The 17947-nt window shown below is 68.1% G+C and carries 12 protein-coding genes and 1 riboswitch; of the genes, 6 read left to right on the forward strand and 6 right to left on the reverse strand.

The features are described 5' to 3' along the window. Positions 1 to 127: 127 nt before the first annotated feature. Positions 128 to 2836 (reverse strand): DUF349 domain-containing protein, encoded by a 2709-nt coding sequence (locus B2J89_RS00310; RefSeq protein WP_240964664.1) that lies wholly within the window; start codon positions 2834 to 2836, stop codon positions 128 to 130. A 156-nt stretch (positions 2837 to 2992) separates the two neighbouring features. Further along, positions 2993 to 6706 (reverse strand): DUF748 domain-containing protein, encoded by a 3714-nt coding sequence (locus B2J89_RS00315; RefSeq protein ID WP_169167234.1) that lies wholly within the window; start codon positions 6704 to 6706, stop codon positions 2993 to 2995. Between the two features lie 722 nt (positions 6707 to 7428). Here B2J89_RS00315 and B2J89_RS00320 point away from each other — a divergent pair. The 3 genes from B2J89_RS00320 to nrdR all read left to right on the forward strand — a co-directional run bounded on the left by B2J89_RS00320 (position 7429) and on the right by nrdR (position 10329). After that, entirely contained in the window at positions 7429 to 8292 is an 864-nt protein-coding gene (locus B2J89_RS00320) for a lytic transglycosylase domain-containing protein (protein ID WP_169167235.1), read from the forward strand. Between the two features lie 52 nt (positions 8293 to 8344). Continuing rightward, positions 8345 to 8503, forward strand: a riboswitch (ZMP/ZTP riboswitch). Positions 8504 to 8537: 34 nt separating this feature from the next. Next, on the forward strand, positions 8538 to 9782 hold the full coding sequence (glyA, locus tag B2J89_RS00325) for a serine hydroxymethyltransferase (protein WP_169167236.1): 1245 nt from the start codon (positions 8538 to 8540) through the stop codon (positions 9780 to 9782). A 100-nt stretch (positions 9783 to 9882) separates the two neighbouring features. Further along, positions 9883 to 10329 carry a transcriptional regulator NrdR gene (gene nrdR / locus B2J89_RS00330; RefSeq protein ID WP_169167237.1) on the forward strand — a complete coding sequence of 149 codons (447 nt, stop codon included), beginning with the start codon at positions 9883 to 9885 and terminating at the stop codon, positions 10327 to 10329. 190 nt (positions 10330 to 10519) lie between these two features. Here nrdR and aroC read toward each other — a convergent pair whose 3' ends face one another. After that, the gene (gene aroC / locus B2J89_RS00335) at positions 10520 to 11617 is read right to left on the reverse strand and encodes a chorismate synthase (RefSeq protein WP_169167238.1); all 1098 of its coding nucleotides are present in this window, start codon (positions 11615 to 11617) and stop codon (positions 10520 to 10522) included. Between the two features lie 129 nt (positions 11618 to 11746). Next, the gene (locus B2J89_RS00340) at positions 11747 to 12202 is read right to left on the reverse strand and encodes a CBS domain-containing protein (protein WP_169167239.1); all 456 of its coding nucleotides are present in this window, start codon (positions 12200 to 12202) and stop codon (positions 11747 to 11749) included. Positions 12203 to 12303: 101 nt separating this feature from the next. On the opposite strand from B2J89_RS00340, the gene B2J89_RS00345 reads away from it, so the two are divergent. Continuing rightward, positions 12304 to 13605: an O-acetylhomoserine aminocarboxypropyltransferase gene (locus B2J89_RS00345; protein WP_169167240.1), complete on the forward strand. Its 1302-nt coding sequence runs from the start codon at positions 12304 to 12306 to the stop codon at positions 13603 to 13605. Beyond that, the gene (locus B2J89_RS00350; RefSeq protein ID WP_169167241.1) at positions 13605 to 14414 is read left to right on the forward strand and encodes an alpha/beta fold hydrolase; all 810 of its coding nucleotides are present in this window, start codon (positions 13605 to 13607) and stop codon (positions 14412 to 14414) included. Before B2J89_RS00345 ends, B2J89_RS00350 begins: the two co-directional genes overlap by 1 nt. Before the next feature lie 60 nt (positions 14415 to 14474). On the opposite strand, the gene B2J89_RS00355 is transcribed toward B2J89_RS00350, so the two are convergent. Both B2J89_RS00355 and B2J89_RS00360 read right to left on the reverse strand, forming a co-directional pair. Then, positions 14475 to 15860 (reverse strand): FAD-binding oxidoreductase, encoded by a 1386-nt coding sequence (locus tag B2J89_RS00355; protein WP_169167242.1) that lies wholly within the window; start codon positions 15858 to 15860, stop codon positions 14475 to 14477. A 406-nt stretch (positions 15861 to 16266) separates the two neighbouring features. Beyond that, a complete protein-coding gene (locus B2J89_RS00360) occupies positions 16267 to 17517 on the reverse strand; it encodes a YihY family inner membrane protein (RefSeq protein WP_169167243.1) in 1251 nt (416 codons plus the stop codon). A gap of 21 nt (positions 17518 to 17538) precedes the next feature. Between B2J89_RS00360 and B2J89_RS00365 the strand changes: the two genes are divergently transcribed. Further along, the coding region (locus tag B2J89_RS00365; protein ID WP_169167244.1) for a DUF2069 domain-containing protein at positions 17539 to 17947 on the forward strand (409 nt) is incomplete at its 3' end.

Here is a 17947-nt window from a genome sequence, read left to right on the forward strand (position 1 = left end):
CCGTTGCAYATGCAACGGCTTTTTTGCTTTCTGGTCCGTGCCGCCCTCAAAACCCCGGGGCACGCTCGAMAGGCATGCCAAGCGCTCCCAGGGAACGCACKCCCGCTCACGCGGGCCTGCGGCTGTGTCACTGCTTGCGCAGCAGCGCCTTCAACACGTTTTGCAGACGGCGCGCGCTGGCGGCGTCGCTCGCACTGGCAAATACCGTGGCCGCGTCCTGGCCCCAGGTTTCGGTGGGGGCCGGGTCGTTGCGGCGCGTGAGCAGCTGCAATTGCAGCATGCGGCGTGCCGACAGGTGCTCGGCCGGCGTCGGCGCTTCGGCGGCAATTTCCAGCCGCAGCAGCGCTTGCGAGGCATCGCCCGCAGGCGCCTTGCCCAGCGCCTGCGTCCAGGCACCGCGCACGGCGGGCGTCACGCGGCCACCGATTTCCTGCGCCGATGGCAGCAATGCGGCGTCGCGCTTTTCCCACGCCGTGAGCAGCTGCGTCAGCGCCTCGCCGTGGGCCTGGGCGGCGAGCTTCTTGAGTGCCTGCTGCGCATGCTCCATGGCGTCACGCTGGGCCCGGAATGCCGCATCACCGAGGCGCGGGCCGCGGTCTTCGTAAGCCGGGCGGTCGCCAAAGCGGCCGCTGCGCATATCGTCGCGCGGACCGCGCGCGTCGGGCCGGCCGGCATCGCGGCCCGGACGGGCGTCGCGCCGGTCGCCGGGACGGCCACCACGGCCCAGCGCTGCCGGAGCCTCCTTGCGCATGCCGGGGCGGTCGTCGCCCCGCACCGCCACGACCGGACGTGCCAGAGGCTTGGGCGCAGGCGCCGCGCCCTCCGCCGGGGCCTCGGCACCGGATTCGGCGTCGGGTGCGGATTCCACTTCGGTTTCGATAGCTGCCTGCGCTTCACTGGCGGGCGCTGGTGTCTGATTCGGCTTGGATTTCTCCTTCGCATCGGCTTCTGCCCGCTCCTGCGCCTGGCCGCGCAGAGCGGCCTCAAGCGCCGCCATCGCAGCGCGAATCTGCTGGACATCGCCCGTGGCGTTGGCCGCGTCGAGCGCCTTGGCCGCATCAAGCACGGCGCGGTCGCGCGCCGTGGGTTCGCCCGCGCCCTTCTCGCGCTCGGCGGTCTTGCGGTTGAAGGCCTCGTCGATGGGCTTGCGGAAGGCATCCCAGAGCTTTTGCTCGTGCTTGCGGTCCAGCGGCACGCCTTGCGCCTCGGCCTGCCAGCGCTGCTGCAGGGCCTTAATGGCGTCGATGCGCAGCGTGGGTGCGGCGCCCAGCGCGCCGGCCTCTTCGATCATGGCGTGGCGGCGGGCCAGGCTGTCCTTTTGCGCGGCTTCGAGCGGCGCGGCGGCGGCGGCAATGGCCTGCTTCCACAGCGGCTGCAGCTCGGCAAAGATTTTTTCGCCGACATGGCCGCCGGCGCGCCAGCGGTCGCCAAACTGGTGCAGGGCCCGGTTGACGGCCTTCCAGTCGCCCGAGGCGGCCGGGGTCTCGGCCCAGGCCTTGACCTCGTCGATCAGTGCCATGCGCTGCGCCTTGTGCTCGGCGGCGTCGGTGCGCACCTTGTCGAGCCAGGCTTCCACGACCTTGTGCGCGGCATTACAGGCTTCATCGAATTTCTTCCACAGGCCATGGTTGGGCGTACCGCCCTGGTCGGCCTGCTTCCATTGCTCGCGCAGCTGGCGCAGCGTTTCCTGCATCTTGCGCCCGCCAAGCGACTGGCCCTCAGGGCGCTTGAGCAGGGCCTCGGCCTTGGCCACCAACTCCTCGCGCACCTGGTCCGCGCTCCAGCGCTGCCAGCCTTCGAGCTCACCGGCCGCCACCAGCGCGGCATGCACCTGTTGTTCGAGCGCTGCGTCGATGTGCCGGCCATGCTCCTTGAGCACGCCGCGCAGCGCCGCCGCCGCGCCCACGCTGGCCTTGCCATGGCCTTCGGCCGTTTCCTGCTCCAGCTTGGCCAGCGCGTCGCGCACGGCTTGCCCGGCCTTGGCAACCACGGCCGGGTCGGCCTTGGGTTTGGGCGCACGGGCCGGGCGTTCGACCGCAGCGGGCGCTTCGACAGGCACGCCGCGGGCGATGCGCAGTTCATCGGCCCACACGGGCACGGGCGGCAGCGCGGCCTGGGCGTCTTCTGCCGCCGCCACGGCCTGGGCCACGGCGGGCTGGAAGGCATCCCAGACCACGAGCAGCTGCGTGCGCGACGCATCGAGCAGCGGCGGAAAGCGCGCTTCCACGCTGGCCCAGCTGGGATCGCCCGAGAGGGCCTCGGCCTGGTCTTGCCAGTGCTGCACGTCGGCGCGCAGCACCTCCAGCGCTGCCTGCGCATCGCGCCAGGACTTGGTCGACAGCACTTCGATGCGCTGGGCCAGCAGCACGGCGGCCTCGCGCTGCACCTGCACGCGGTGCTGGAGGTCTTCGATCACCTTGACGCGGTCGGCCAGCTGCACCTTGAGCAGCGACAGCGGCTCGCGCGACAGCGGTGCGCCGGCTTTGGCCGCATCGCGCTGCCAGGCCAGGGCGTCGGCAATGTTGAGCTTGGAGGCGGCCAGCAGTGCCTGGGCCTTGTCGGCCCATTCGGCCGCGATGGCTTCCTGGTTCTTGGCGCGGCGCAATTCGTCGATGCGCTCGCGCACCGCGCGGGCCGCGCCCTTGTCGCGGCCGCTGAGCTCCTTGAACACTTCCTGCAACTGCTCAGGCGCGGGCTGCGTGGTGAGCCATTCGCGGATGCGCGAGGCGCGCTCACCCGACGTGGCGGCCGAAAAGGCGCCACCGGTCAGCGCGTCGAGCGGGTGCGCTTCGGGAGTTTTGGCGGGGGCCGGATGGGTTTCGGGTGCGTCGGACATTGTGTTGCGGGAGAGAAAAGGAAACATGGATTCAGTCGGGAACGGACGCGCGGGAACAGCCCCGGGCGCGGCCACCATCGCTACGGAGATTCAGCGTCTGGATGGTAGGCCAAACGGCTATTTTCGCTGGTATTTGATCTGTGCCTCTTCCCCACGTCAATGCAGGGCCAGAGTGAGCTCCGCACGGGGCGTCCACTGGGGTGTCGGGGGCAGCGTCTTGGCGGCGCCCAGGAACAGGCGATCAAGCGGCAACTGGCGCGAGGCCAGGTAGTCACGCACGGCCACGCCGCGCGCCAGCGCCAGTTCGCGCATGGCGTCGTCGGGCACGGCCATGCTGTCCAGAAGCATGGCCTCCATCTCGGCCTGCGGCAGGTCTTTGGCCATGCCGACCAGGTTGCGCGGCTTGCGCATGTCGGCGCGGCGGTACAGCTCCTTGAGCAGGGCCGGGTACTCCTGCGGCTCCACGGCCGCCACCGTCTCTGCCGCCTGGCCCGTGCGCTGCGCGGCGCGGCGCTTTTGAGCCAGCAGGGCCTGCTGCAGGCGCTCGCGTTTCCAGGCATCGCGCTCCATCTCTGCACTGGCCTCGCCCACCACGGTCATGGTCAGAGACGGCCGGTCGGTCAGCGCGCGCGCCACCTTGTCGAGCGCCTGGCGCGCACTGTCGTCGAGGTGCGCGCTGCCCGGCGCGAAGGCGACCGCGCTCGGCGACTCGCCCCCGCCCCCGCCCAGGGCATGGGCGAGCAGCGAGAACGGCGCCGTCACCGCCTTCAGAATCAGGTTGCCGATGGCCTTGAAGATCACCGGCCCGAGGCGGAACGCCGGGTCGTTGAGTGAGCCACTGATCGGCAGGTCCAGGTCGATCACCCCATTGCGGTCGGCCAGCAGCGCCACGGCCAGCCGCACCGGCAGGCTGGCCGGCGCGCCTTCGACGGGTTCGCCAAAGGTGAGCTGGTTGAGCACCAGCTTGTTGCTGGCCGTGAGCTGGCCGTTGGGCAGGACCTGGTAAGCGACATCCATGCTGAGCTTGCCGCGCTCGATCCCATGGCCCGCATACTTGATGGTGTAGGGCGACAGCGGCGGCAGCTCCAGATCGCGCATGTGGCCCTGAATGTCCAGCGCCAAGGGGTCGACCAGAGGGTTGAGCTTGCCTACGATTTCCAGGGACGCCGTGCCCTCGGCGCGACCACGCAACTCCAGATCGGCCATCGCGGGAGCGCTGGTGCCGCTAGGCTTGACGGAAGAAAACGCACTGAGCTGGCCGCTGAGGTCGCTGAGATCGGCCGAATAGTTGGGCTTGATGAAATGGTCCACGAAATGGACCTGGCCGCCCGTGAGCTTGAGCGGGCCGATGCGAACCACCGGCTCCGCGCCCCGGCCGTCGGGTGCAGCGGCCGCAGCGCCGCGGGCAGACTCGGCCGAGCTCGGCTTCTTCACCAGCTCCTGCAGGTTCAAGCGTCCGTTTTCCTGCACGATGACGCGGGCGAAGAAGTCGCTCAGCGCGGTCTCGCGGACGTCCACCGTGGTCGGCCGCCCCGGCACCAGCGCCACCTGCAGGCCGCGCACGCTCAGCGACTTCCAATTCAACAGCTCGTCATCGCCTGCCCCCAGGCCGCGCGCCGTGCTCGCTCTGGCCTCGGTCGCCGCCGCCGCCTGCGCCATGCGAACGCGCACCTCGTCGAGCGCGGCATCGCCCCGGACGGTGATGCGCGGGCCGGCGCCAGACTGGGCATAGTGCACCTGCCCCTTGAAGCTGCCGTCCGCACGGCGGATGGCCACATTGAGCGATTCGGCGAAATAGGGCTCGAACGCATGCAGCGGCACATGGGTGGCCAGCACCCTGCCCTGCGCGGTCAGCGGAGCCAGACCGAGCGTACCCTCGTACTCCACACGGCCCGGATCGGCGCGCCCCGCGCCCAAGCGCGCCGACAGGCGCAGCGCCGACGGCGGTGCGGACTGCGCCAGCGGGGCAAAGTCCTTCAGCCGCATCTGCAGCGAAGACAGCTGGAACGCCACGGGCGTGGCCTGCGCTGCATCGCGAAACGCCAGCGCACCGCCGTCCACCGACACATCGGCCAGTTGCACACTCCACGGCGCGCCCTGCACCGCAGCTGTCTGCGGGTGGCGCGCGCCCTGGGCGGCCGGGTGCGCCGCCTGCCAGTGCTCGAACATCCAGCGGTGGTCGGCACCGCGCTCCAGCCGCAGACGCGGTTGCGTCAGCGCGAGCTGGCCCACGCGCACCGTGCGCCGTGCCACGTCCACCTGGGCATCGGCGATCTGGAGCCGTGGGAATTCGGCCAGCGAATCCTTTGCGCGCATCGCCATGCCCGCAGGCAGCGGGCCGCCAGCGGCACAACTGGAACGCGGCGCACAGGCAAGCGCCACGCCGTCGAGCGTCAGCCGGGCCACATGCGCGACCACCGCCGGGCCATTCCAGGCCACGCCCAAGTCCGCATCGAGCGCACCCTGCAGGCGCGGCGCCATCCACTGGCCCAGATAAGGCGCCGCCAAAGCGAGCGGCAGCGCACGCACCGAGGCTGCCACCTTGGCCTGCCGATCTGTCGCCTCGCCTTCGAACACCACGCGCGCATCCGTTGGCCCGGCGCCGCCTTCCGCCACCTGCGTCTGGCCAGAAAACCGCAGTGGCTTGGACCAGGGCAGCGCCACGGACGACACATCCAGCTCCAGCCCCCGCAACGCGACCTTGGCCGGTGCAGGCAGGCTGTCGTCCTGCCAATCCACCTGCGCACCCCGCACGGCCAGGCGCGCCACGGCCAATTGCCAGCCAGCAGCGCCAGCCCCGGAGTCGGCCTGCGCGGGGGTGACGCTGGCCACCGCGGATGGCGGATTTGCAGCGTGCGCTCCACCCCAGTCCAGGTTGATCTTCCCGGCGCGGTCCTTGCGCACCGCCAGGCGCGGCGCATCGAGCTGCACGGCGCCGATGCGTGCGATGCGTGCGAGCGGCTGCAGGTCGGTCACATCCACCGCCAAGGCATCGAAGGACAGCAGTTCGTGCTGCAGCGTGTCGGTCACACGGACCTTGCGTGCCTGCAGGCGGCCCCCCAGCTTGACCACCGCGCTCGGGGCATGGACGAAAGACAGGCGCAGGTCGGCGTCCACCACGCCAGCCTGCAGGCGCAGCGGCAGGCTGGCGGGCAGATAGGGAAGGTAGGGGGCCAGATCGAGCCCCGACAGGCGGATCGTGGCCTCTGCTTTCTGGCTCTCGCTGAACGGCGTGGCCTCGGCCTGCGAGTCGAATGCACTGCCATTGAGCGTGAACGCCAGGTGCGGGGACACCTTGACTTCGCGTTGCGATGCCAGGTTGCTCAAGAAGGGGATTTGCAGCTCCAGGCCTCGCAACACATGCGTGCGCCCCACGGTTTCGTCCTGGAAGTCTACCGAACCGCCATGCACCGCGATGTTGTAGAGCGCAAACTGGGGTGGCGCGGCCTGCGGATCGGCCTGCTGCTGAAGCCGCGCCACGATGTCGTCGATGTCGTAGCGGCCCGGCGCCCGCTGCGCGAGCCGAACGGTCAGGCCATCGATCTGCACCGCGTCCGCCACGGGCGCCAAGCGCAGCAGGGACTGCAGCTCTGCATCTATATAGATGCGCTGAATGTGCAGCTGGGGCGAGCCGCCATCGGTGGCGGCCACCGCGAGGTCGTACACGCTCAACTCCAGCGTCCAGGGCACGAAATCGACCCGGCCTATCGTGACCGGGCGACCCAGCTTGTCGGACGCCAGCTTCTGCGCTTGACTGCGCACCAATGAAGGCACGGCCAGCCACCCCACGGCCCAAACCAGCACAAGGCACCCCAGCGCCCAGCCCAGGCGCCGCACCCAGCGGTGGCTCGTGATGTGCAGAAAGTTCATGCCGCCAGCCTTCAGGAATAACCCGGTGAGTCAAGATGCCAGATTGGACCAGAAGACGCGCAGTGCGTGCCCCACTTTCGCTAAACAAGAAAGCCCGGCGAACCGGCGCAGAGCCAGCCCACCGGGCCTGACGGCTGACACAACGGTCTTTGCCATCGGGTTTGCGGCACGGAGAGGAAGTCCGGGCAGCAAGGGGACAAGGTATTGCCCCCGAGGGTGCTTAGGAAGCTTCTCCACCACAGCCTTCGCACTGCATGCGGTCGGCGGGCGAGTCTGCATTCGTTCAGCAATACCCGCAAAAGCAGGCAAACCAACGATAGCAAAAATGCCCAGATGGCTCAAATATTGATGTCAATTGTGTGAAAAAAGCGATTGAATTTTCCGTACTGCGCCGCCGTGCAATTTCTGCGCCCTCTCCCGGCATTTGCACGCCATCCCGTCAAAAAACTGCATTTAAACACAGTTTTTATATTCTTTTTTTGTATAAAAATAGAAGTTAACAGTGTTGACGGGCTATTAAATGAACTCCTAGAATCCGCCAGCCCCGAAACGGGCTAGTACAAACCCCAACCGCTGCCGAATCCGGCTAAGTCAATTCTGTGTTTCAGGTGCTGCGCGCCGAACACGAATCTGATGGCGTACCAATCCAGGCAAGGTCTCCGGATTCCGCTTCACTTCGGTGGTGCATCGTCTCTCCGGGCCCTGCCGCAGAAAGGAAAGCTATGACAGCGTCAGGAAATATGGTCTCTGGCTTGCGCACTATTGCCGCCGACGTGATCGCAGGTTTTCTTGAAATTACCCACAACAGCTTCGCCCTCCTGGGCTTGGCTGTGGCCTTCTTGGCCATCACCTTGGTCGCACGCCCCGACCTGCGCCAGAGCGGAGAGGAACAGCTCATGGGCTGGTTGCAGTCGCGCCAAGCCATCGCGCTGAGTGCGCTCACCGAGTCCGAACCCGAGCCGAGCGAACGGGTGCTGGCAGCCAACCCGCAGGATCTGCCCAAGGAGCAGGCCAAAGTGGCCTACTGGCTGAGCAAGAAATACCGCGTGGCGCCCGAGCCGCTGAGCCTGCTGGTCGCCGAAGCCTACGAGACCGGCGGCCGCGCCAAGCTCGACCCCACCTTGATCCTGGCCGTCATGGCCGTGGAGTCGAGCTTCAACCCGTTCGCCCAGAGTTCCGTCGGAGCGCAAGGCCTGATGCAGGTCATGACGCGCATCCACACCGACAAATACGAAGACGTGGGCGGCCAGCTGGCCGCGTTCGACCCCGTGACGAACCTGCGCGTCGGCGTGAAGGTCCTGCTCGAATGCATCGCCCGCGCCGGCTCCGTCGAAGGCGGCCTGCGCTACTACGTCGGTGCGGCCAACCTGCCCAGCGACGGTGGTTACGCGGCCAAGGTGCTGGCGGAACACGCGCGACTGCGCCAGGTGGCCGGTGGGCGCGCCGTGCCCGCAGCACCGCCGCGCATGCTGGCAACCAGCGCGACACCGGCACCGTCGGCGCCGGCTGCCCCTCCTGCGGCCCTGCGCCCCGAGAATGCGCCCGCCGGCACGGGCGAAAAAGTAGCCTTGCTGTCGGCATTCTGAGCAAGGCCATCGTCCGCCCGTGCCGACCGGCGGGCTGTCTGTCAGCTACACTTGCACGGCACGCGACTGGCGATAGGCGCGGCGCCCCGCTCGGGATGCGCCGCCGCTGACGTGGAACCCGCAGAGGCTTTGGCCTCTGGCAAACCACTGGGGAGCGTGCCGCTGTGGGCTCCGGCCTGGAGTGATTCAGCCGTTCGCCTGGGCAGCCCTTGTTTCAAGGGACACCAGTTCACAGGACTGCCACCATGTACCAACGCAATATTCTTGTCGAGCACACCGACCCCGAACTCTTTGCCGCCATCCAGGGCGAAAACCAGCGCCAAGAGCACCACATCGAGCTGATCGCCAGCGAAAACTACGCCTCTCCTGCCGTCATGTGGGCCCAGGGCTCGCAGCTCACCAACAAATATGCCGAAGGCTACCCGGGCCGCCGCTACTACGGCGGCTGCGAATACGTCGACGTGGCCGAACAGCTGGCCATCGACCGCGTCAAGCAGATCTTCGGCGCCGACGCCGCCAATGTGCAGCCGCACTGCGGCGCCTCGGCCAACGAAGCCGTGTTCCTCGCGTTCCTCAAGCCCGGCGACACCATCATGGGCATGAGTCTTGCCGAGGGCGGCCACCTCACGCACGGCATGGCGCTGAACATGAGCGGCAAGTGGTTCAACGTCGTCAGCTACGGCCTGAACGACAAGGAAGAGCTCGACTACGACGCGATGGAGCGCAAGGCGCACGAGTCCAAGCCCAAGCTGATCATCGCCGGCGCATCGGCCTACAGCCTGCGCATCGACTTCGCCCGCTTTGCCAAGGTGGCCAAGGACGTGGGCGCGATCTTCATGGTCGACATGGCGCACTACGCGGGCCTGATCGCCGCCGGCATCTACCCGAACCCAGTGCCGCACGCCGACGTCGTCACCTCGACCACGCACAAGAGCCTGCGCGGCCCGCGCGGCGGCATCATCCTGATGAAGGCCGAGCACGAAAAGGCCATCAACAGCGCCATCTTCCCGGGCCTGCAGGGCGGCCCGCTGATGCACGTGATCGCGGCCAAGGCGGTGGCCTTCAAGGAAGCGCTGCAACCCGAGTTCAAGCAGTACCAGCAGCAGGTGCTGAAGAACGCGCAGACCATGGCCGAGACGCTGACCGAGCGCGGCTTGCGCATCGTCAGCGGCCGCACCGAAAGCCACGTCATGCTCGTGGACCTGCGCGCCAAGGGCATTACCGGCAAGGAAGCCGAGGCCGTGCTGGGCAACGCCCACATGACGATCAACAAGAACGCCATCCCCAACGACCCAGAAAAGCCGATGGTTACCAGCGGTATCCGCGTGGGCACGCCCGCGATGACGACGCGCGGCTTCAAGGACGAGGAAGCGCGCCTGACCGCCAACCTGCTGGCCGACGTACTCGACAACCCGCGCGACGAAGCCCACATCGCCGCCGTGCGCGCCAAGGTCAACGCGCTGACCGCGCGCTTCCCGGTCTACCGCTGAGCATGCCTGGCGCGCCCCTGCCCCCCGCCGCGCACCGCCGCTTCCCGCTGCGGGAGCGGACGCGGGCCGGGAGCGGCCGGGCGCTGTACGGAGCGCCGACATGAAGTGCCCGTTTTGCAGCCACCAGGAAACGCAGGTCGTCGAGACCCGGGTGTCCGAGGACGGCGACTTCATCCGCAGGCGCCGCCAGTGCGGGGCCTGCGAGAAGCGCTTCACGACCTATGAACGGCCCGAGGTCAACTTTCCCGTCGTCGTCAAGAAGGACGGGCGCCGCACCGAATACACGCGCACCAAGCTGCTGGGCTCGTTCAGTATCGCGCTGCGCAAGCGCCCTGTGAGCACCGCGCAGATCGACTCCGCCATCGAGCGGATCGAAGAAAAGCTGCTCAACCTGGGCCAGCGCGAGGTCCCGTCCAGCCGCATTGGCGAGCTGGTGATGCGCGAACTCAAGAAGCTCGACAAGGTGGCCTACGTGCGCTACGCCAGCGTCTACCGCAGCTTCGAAGACATCGACGAATTCAAGACGCTCGTGGACGAGGTGCGCTGACGGCGCTGCGCCTGCGGCCGGGCGCAAGTCCCAGCGGCTGCGTGCACGCCGCTCCATGGGCGAGGCGCACTCCCGAACCGGCGGACCGCCTGCAGGCTAGCCGCCTAAAATTGGGTATTTTTGCCCTCAGGCCCTGATGCAGCCTACGCCAGCAGCTCTATTTTTATAGCGCCCTGCCCCGGGCGCCGCGCTACAGCAGCGAGGCCTTGATCGGCGCGAGCGTGGCGTGCACGTCGCCACACTGCGCCCGGTGGCGCAGCGCGTGGTCCATCAGCACCAGCGCCAGCAGCGCCTCGGCAATCGGCGCGGCGCGGATGCCCACGCACGGGTCGTGGCGCCCCTTGGTGACGACCTGCACGGACTGGCCATGGATGTCGATAGACTCGCGCGGGCTGATGATGGAGCTGGTCGGCTTGATCGCGATCTGCACCTCGATGTCCTGCCCCGTGCTGATGCCGCCGAGCATGCCGCCCGCGTTGTTGTTGCGGAAGCCCCCGGGCGTGAGCGAATCGCCGTGCTCGGTGCCGCGCTGCGCCACGCTGGCAAAGCCGGCGCCGATCTCCACCCCCTTGACGGCGTTGAGGCCCATCATGGCGTAGGCGATGTCGGCATCGAGCTTGTCGAACACCGGCTCGCCCAGGCCGACGGGCACGCCCGTGGCCTGCACGCGGATGCGCGCGCCGCACGAGTCGCGGGCCTTGCGCAGCGCATCCATGTACTCCTCCAGGTGCGCCACGTCGGCCGTGGGGGCGAAGAACGGGTTGTGCGGCACATGCTCCCAGCCCTCAAACGGGATCGCGCGCTCGCCGATCTGCACCATGCAGGCCCGCAGCTGCGTACCGAACTTTTCCGCCAGCCATTTCTTGGCCACAGCGCCGGCCGCCACCGTGGGCGCCGTCAGGCGCGCGGACGACCGCCCGCCGCCGCGCGGGTCGCGGATGCCGTACTTGTGGAAGTAGGTGTAGTCGGCATGGCCGGGGCGAAAGCTCTCGGCGATGTTGCTGTAGTCCTTGCTGCGCTGGTCGGTGTTGCGGATCAGCAGCGCGATCGGCGTGCCGGTGGTCTGGCCTTCGTACACGCCCGAGAGGATCTCGACCGCGTCGGGCTCATTGCGCTGCGTGACGTGCCGGCTCGTGCCGGGGCGGCGGCGGTCGAGGTCGGCCTGGATGTCGGCCTCGCACAAGGCCATGCCGGGCGGGCAGCCGTCGATCACGCAGCCAATGGCCGGTCCGTGGGATTCACCAAAGTTGGTGACGGTGAAAAGGGTGCCAAAGGTGTTGCCGCTCATGGGCCGTGATTATCCCCGAGCGGCGGCGCCGCGGCAGCGGCCTCGGCTGCAGACCGGTCACTCCCAAAAAAATAGCTGCAGACGCTTGCCTGGCAAGCGCTGCAGCCCTTTTTTTACCGAAACCACGGATCAGGTGGAGGCGTTCTGACCCTCGGCCGGCCAGTCGCGGATGTAGGCCTTGAGCATCTTGTTCTCGAAGTTCTGGCTGTCCACCACGGCCTTGGCGACGTCGTAGAAGCTGATCACGCCCATCAGCATCTTCTTGTCCATGACCGGCATGTAGCGCGCGTGGCGGTCGAGCATCATGCGGCGCACCTCGTCCATGTCGGTCTCGGTGGTGCAGGTCAGGGGGTGGTCGTCCATGGCCGAGCGCACCAGCCGCGTGCCCAGGCTGCCGCCGTTCTTCACCACGGCCTGGATCACCTCGCGGAAGCTCAGCATGCCCACGAGGTCGCCGTGCTCCATGACCACGAGCGAGCCGATGTCCTTGTCTGCCATGACATCGACGGCATGGGCCAGCGGCTCGTCGGGCGTGACGGTGTAGAGGGTGTTTCCCTTGACGCGAAGGATGTCGCTGACTTTCATGGTGTTCTCCGGGGCCGCTGCGGTGGCGCTGTTCTGGTGCCTGGGAAATATAGCCCACAATGCCACGGCTTTTCGTTCGCCGCCCCACCTTGGAGACATTCATGCCCGGCTACGCCGACCCTGGTTTTGACACGCTGGCCCTGCACGCAGGCGCCGCCCCCGACCCCGCCACCGGCGCGCGCGCCACGCCGATCCACCTGACGACCTCGTTCGTCTTCGAGTCGAGCGAGCACGCGGCCTCGCTGTTCAACCTGGAGCGCCCCGGCCACGTCTACAGCCGCATCAGCAACCCGACGACCGCGGTGCTGGAGCAGCGCGTGGCGGCGCTCGAAGGCGGCGTGGGCGCGATCGCGGTGGCCAGCGGCCAGGCTGCGCTGCACCTGTCGATCGCCACGCTCATGGGCGCGGGCAGCCACATCGTCGCCAGCACGGCGCTGTATGGCGGCTCGCAGAACCTGCTGCACTACACGCTGCGCCGCTTCGGCATCGACACCACCTTCGTGCAGCCCGGCGACATCGACGGTTGGCGCGCCGCCGTGCGCCCCCAGACCAAGCTGTTCTTTGGCGAGACGGTGGGCAACCCGGGCCTGGACGTGCTCGACATCCCCACCGTCAGCGCCCTCGCGCACGAAGCCGGCGTGCCGTTGCTGGTCGATTCGACGCTGACCTCGCCCTGGCTGATGAAGCCGTTCGAGCACGGCGCCGACCTGGTCTACCACTCGGCCACCAAATTTTTGTCGGGCCACGGCACGGTGGTCGGCGGCGTCGTGGTCGACGGCGGCAGCTTCGACTGGGACCGGTCGGGCAAATTCCCCGAACTCAGCGCGCCCTACGGCGGCTTTCATGGCATGGTGTTCAGCGAGGAAAGCACCGTCGGCGCCTTCCTGCTGCGCGCGCGCCGCGAAGGCCTGCGCGACTTCGGCGCCTGCATGAGCCCGCACACGGCCTGGCTGATCCTGCAGGGCATCGAGACGCTGCCGCTGCGCATGGAGCGCCACATGCGCAACACGCAGCAGGTGGTCGAATTCCTGGCCGGCCAGCCGTTCGTTGCGCGCGTGGGCCATCCGATGTTGGAGTCGCACCCGAGCCACCTGCTGGCACAAAAGCTGCTGCCGCGCGGCGCCGGCTCGGTGTTCAGCTTTGACATCGCCGGCTCGCGCGCGCAGGGCCAGAAGTTCATCGAGGCGCTCAAGGTCTTCAGCCACCTGGCCAACGTCGGCGACTGCCGCAGCCTGGTGATCCACCCGGCCAGCACCACGCACTCGCGCATGGACGACGCGGCGCTGGCCGCGGCCGGCATCACGCAGGGCACGATCCGCCTGTCGATCGGGCTCGAGGATGCGGATGACCTGATCGACGACCTGAAACGCGCGCTGAAGGCGGCAGAAAAGGCAGGTGCGTGATGTACGTCGACGTCCACGGCCACACCGCCTACTGCTACACCGGCGGCAAGGATTTCAATCCGGCCCAGCCCACCGCGGTGCTGGTCCACGGCGTGCTCAATGACCACAGCGTCTGGGCGCTGCAAAGCCGCTACCTCGCCCACCACGGCTGGAACGTGCTCGCCGTCGACCTGCCCGGCCACTGCCGCAGCGCAGGCGAGGCGCCGGCCAGCGTCGAGGCGGCGGCCGATTTCGTCGCCGCCCTGCTCGATGCCGTGGGCGTGCCCAAAGCCGCGCTCGTGGGCCACAGCTGGGGCTCGCTGATCGCGCTCGAGGCGGCGGCCCGCCTGGGCGCGCGCGCGAGCCACCTCGTGCTGGTGGGCACGGCCTTCCCGATGAAGGTGTCGCCGGCCCTCATCGACGCGGCGCTGAATGCGCCCGAGAAGGCGCTGCGCATGGTCAACGTGTTCTCGCGCAGCACGCTCGCCCCGCCGTCGGGCGCGGGCGCCTGGGTCTATGGCGCGGGGCTGGCCCTGGGCCGGCGCGTGCTGCGCAGCAACCCGCAGGTCAACCTGTTCCACCGCGGCTTCATGGCCTGCGACAGCTACGCCAACGGCGAGGCCGCCATCGCGCAGATCGCCTGCCCCGTGCTGTTCGTGCTCGGCGCGCAGGACCAGATGACCACGCCCAAGGCCGCACAGGGCCTGATCGCCGCCGCGCGCGCGGCCGGAAAGAGCGTGCAGGTGGTCAGCCTGCCCGTGGGCCACCACCAGATGACCGAGGCGCCCGACGGCACGCTGATGGCCATTCGGGACTTCTTGAACGCATGAGCCTGCCGCCCGTTGAATCCAAAAAACAGTTTTGCCGGACTGCAACCGCGCTGATTGCGGTCAGGCGGGCCGGATGTTCTGGTTGGTGCTGAACAGGTTGGCGGGGTCGTATTGGCGCTTGATCTGCGCCAGCCGCTCGTAGTTCTGGCCGTAGGCCGCCTTCACCCGGTCGCTCTCGTCGTCGGTCAGGAAGTTGACATAGACACCGCCGCTGGCAAAGGGCGCCGACGCCTTGAAGAAGTCGCGCGCCCAGCCGATGCAGCGCGCGTCATCGGCCCGGTCGTCCCAGCGGCCGTGCACGTTCATGACGTAGCGGGCATCGCGGTGGGCATAGGCTGCGGCATCGGGCGCCGGCCGGGTGGTGGCGCCGCCAATGGCGCCAAAGAATATCTCGCATTGGGGCGATGGCAAGGTGGCGATGGCGTCGAGTACGGCATCGAACAATCCGTCCTTGAGTTCCGAAAAATTGTGCGACTTCCAGTAGTTGCGTGCGCCGGGCGCGAGCAGCGGGTCAAAGGCTTTCTGCCAGGCCACGTAGGGCATCACGTCGACGTGGGTGCCGGCCGGCGTGCCCCAGCGGTACAGCGGCTCGACCAGCGTTTTCCCCTGCGCCGGGTCGCCGGTGTAGAGCAGCGCCAGCACGATGACCTCCTGGCCGTGGACGCTTTCGGGCAGAAACGGCAGCGGCGGTGCCTTGCGCAGAACCACCCACACCGCCAGTTCGTCGGGCGCCTTGTCCATGAATTCGCGGTACTGCTGCAGCACCCGCTTTGCCTCGGCCATCGGAAAGACGATCAGACCCGCCAGCAGGTTCGGGCCCACGGGATGCAGCCCGAACTCGAAACGGGTCACCACGCCGAAATTGCCGCTGCCGCCGCGCAACGCCCAGAACAGGTCCGGATGCTCGGTGGCACTGGCGCGCAGCACCTCGCCCGCCGCCGTCACCACTTCGGCCGATTCCAGGTTGTCGACGCTCATGCCGTATTTGCGGCTGAGCCAGCCAAAGCCACCGCCCAGCGTGAGACCGGCGACGCCGGTGGTGGAGTTGATGCCGAGCGGCGTTGCCAGCCCGTGGGCCTGGGTGGCGGCATCGAAATCGGCCAGCGTGGCACCGCCCTCAATGGTGATGCGGCGGGCGGCGGCATCGACCTGTGCGGCCTTCATCTGCGAAAGATCGATGACGATACCGTCGTCGCACAGTGCGCTGCCGGCAATGTTGTGCCCGCCGCCGCGCACCGCGAGTGGAAGGCCCTGCTCTCGCGCAAAATTCACCGCATGGACCACATCGGCGGTGGTGGCGCAGCAGACGATGGCGGCAGGGTGCTTGTCGATCATCGCGTTCCAGACCTTGCGTGCGGTGTCGTAGGCCAGGTCATTCGGAAGAATGACCACTCCCTGAAGCCCCCCTTTCAGCGCCTCGGCCTGCGTGGGTTGCAGATTTTTCATGGCTTTCTCCTTCGCTGCAGCGGAATTCGCCCTCTGCACAAAGGATGGAGAAAGGCCGACCGGCACTCCTGATCACTTGCGTGAGAAATTCACCGCTGGTGCGATTTAGCACCACGCTGCCCCGCCTGCAAGGCCGTCCGCCATTTGGAATAAAGAGTTACCTTGACTTACCTGAACCTGCTCAACAGGCCCATCCTTTCAATTTTCCAAGGCGCTGCCTGCAAGTCCGAACCCCCGGTGTTCAGACGCCACCTGCAGGGCCTTCAGTGGCTCTTGGAAACGGCAGTGGATGCCCTCCGCAGTGCCGCGATGGGCCTGCCACGCCAAGGTGCGGTGACGCAGCACCCTGACACGGCGCATCGGTGGCTCAATCACCATCCAGCGCTTTGCCCATAAGCGTCAGCAGCTATTCTTTTTGAAGCACATCCGACAGATGCAGTTGCGCCAGCCCGGCGCTGCCCCACAGCGGCTCCAGGCTGTCGGCGCGAAGCAGCAGCAGACGCTGCAGCAAGGGCTCCAGCAGGGTTCTTTCGGGATCGGCCAGCAGCACATAGCGCGGTTCGGAATCATCGGCAGCGCTCTGTTCCAGGTCGCTGGTTCGCCCCACCCAATCGAGCGCCGTCAGCGCATCGAGCACCGGCGCCAGTGGCAGCACGTCCACGCGCAGCAGTTGCGCGAGCTGGCTGGCGCGCAGGCCTTTGCCGATGTGGCGGCGCGCGCGCTGCAATTCCTGCAACACCTCGACCGCCAGTTGGAACTGCCAGCCCTGGCCGCTGGCGCGCCGCGCCACCCCCGCCAGCAGGCTCGGCAGGTAGGCCGTGACCACCGCGCCCAGCAGCACGATGACCCAGGCGACGTAGATCCAGACCAGCAAGATCGGCAGCGTGGCGAAGGCGCCGTACATCACCGAGTAGGTCGGCACCGTGCTGATGTAGAGGGCCAGCGCCTTCTTCGCCAGCTCCATGCCCACGGCCACGAACAGGCCGCCCACCCAGGCGTGGCGCCACTTCACCAGGGTGTTGGGCACGTAGTGGTAGAGACCCGCCATGCCGGCAGCCAGCACCAGGAACTCGATCGAGTCGAACAGCAGGCGCACGCCGCCGGGCAAGGTCTGCACCAGGCCGCGCGAGGCCGACACCACGTACGACGACAGCGCCAGGCTCGCGCCCAGCACCAGCGGGCCCAGCGTGATCGCGGCCCAGTAGATCAGCACGCGCTGGCCGAGCGGGCGCAGGCGGCGCACGCGCCAGATGTTGTTGAGCGTGCGGTCGATCGTGAGGATCAGCGCCAGCGCCGTCGCCAGCAGGATGCTGAAGCCCGCCACCCCCAGGCCGCTGGCCTGCGCCGCGAACTGCGTGAGGTAGCCCAGCACCTGGCGCGCGATGGTCTCGGGCACCAGGCTGTCGACCAGCCAGCGCTGCAGCCCGCCCTGCACCTTGCCGAAGATCGGGAACGCGGTGAACACGGCCAGCGCCACGGTCACGAACGGCACCAGCGCCAGCACGGTGGTGAAGGTCAGACTGCTGGCCGTGAGCCCGAGGCGGTCCTCGCGAAAGCGCTCGCGCAGCGTCTGGGCGGTGGTTTGCCAGGGAAAGCGCGAAAGGTCGGCGAGCAGGGCCTCCAGCCGCTGCACCGCCGTCTGTAGGGACAAGGACATGCTCGCTATGATGCCACCGCCATGACACTCCAAAACTCCACCCCCGGCCCCCTTGCCACGCCCCTGGCGACCGCCGCCCCCCTGGTGGACAGCACACGCCGCGTGGCCGTGGCCAGCCTGCTGGCGCTGATCGCGTTGAACCTGGCCTGGGAGCTGTTCCTGGCCCCGCTGCGCCCGGGCGGCTCGTGGCTGGCGCTCAAGGCGCTGCCGCTGTGCATTCCGCTCGCCGGCTTCCTGAAGAACCGCATGTACACCTACCGCTGGGTCAGCCTGCTGGTGTGGCTGTACTTCACCGAAGGCGTGGTGCGCGCCTGGAGCGACCGAGCGCCCGGCAACTGGCTGGCGCTGCTCGAAGTGGCGCTGTGCCTGGTGCTGTTCATCGCCTGCACGCTGCACATCCGCCTGCGCCTGCGCAGCGCCAAGCCAGCCA

The organism is Acidovorax sp. SRB_24 (assembly GCF_012931925.1).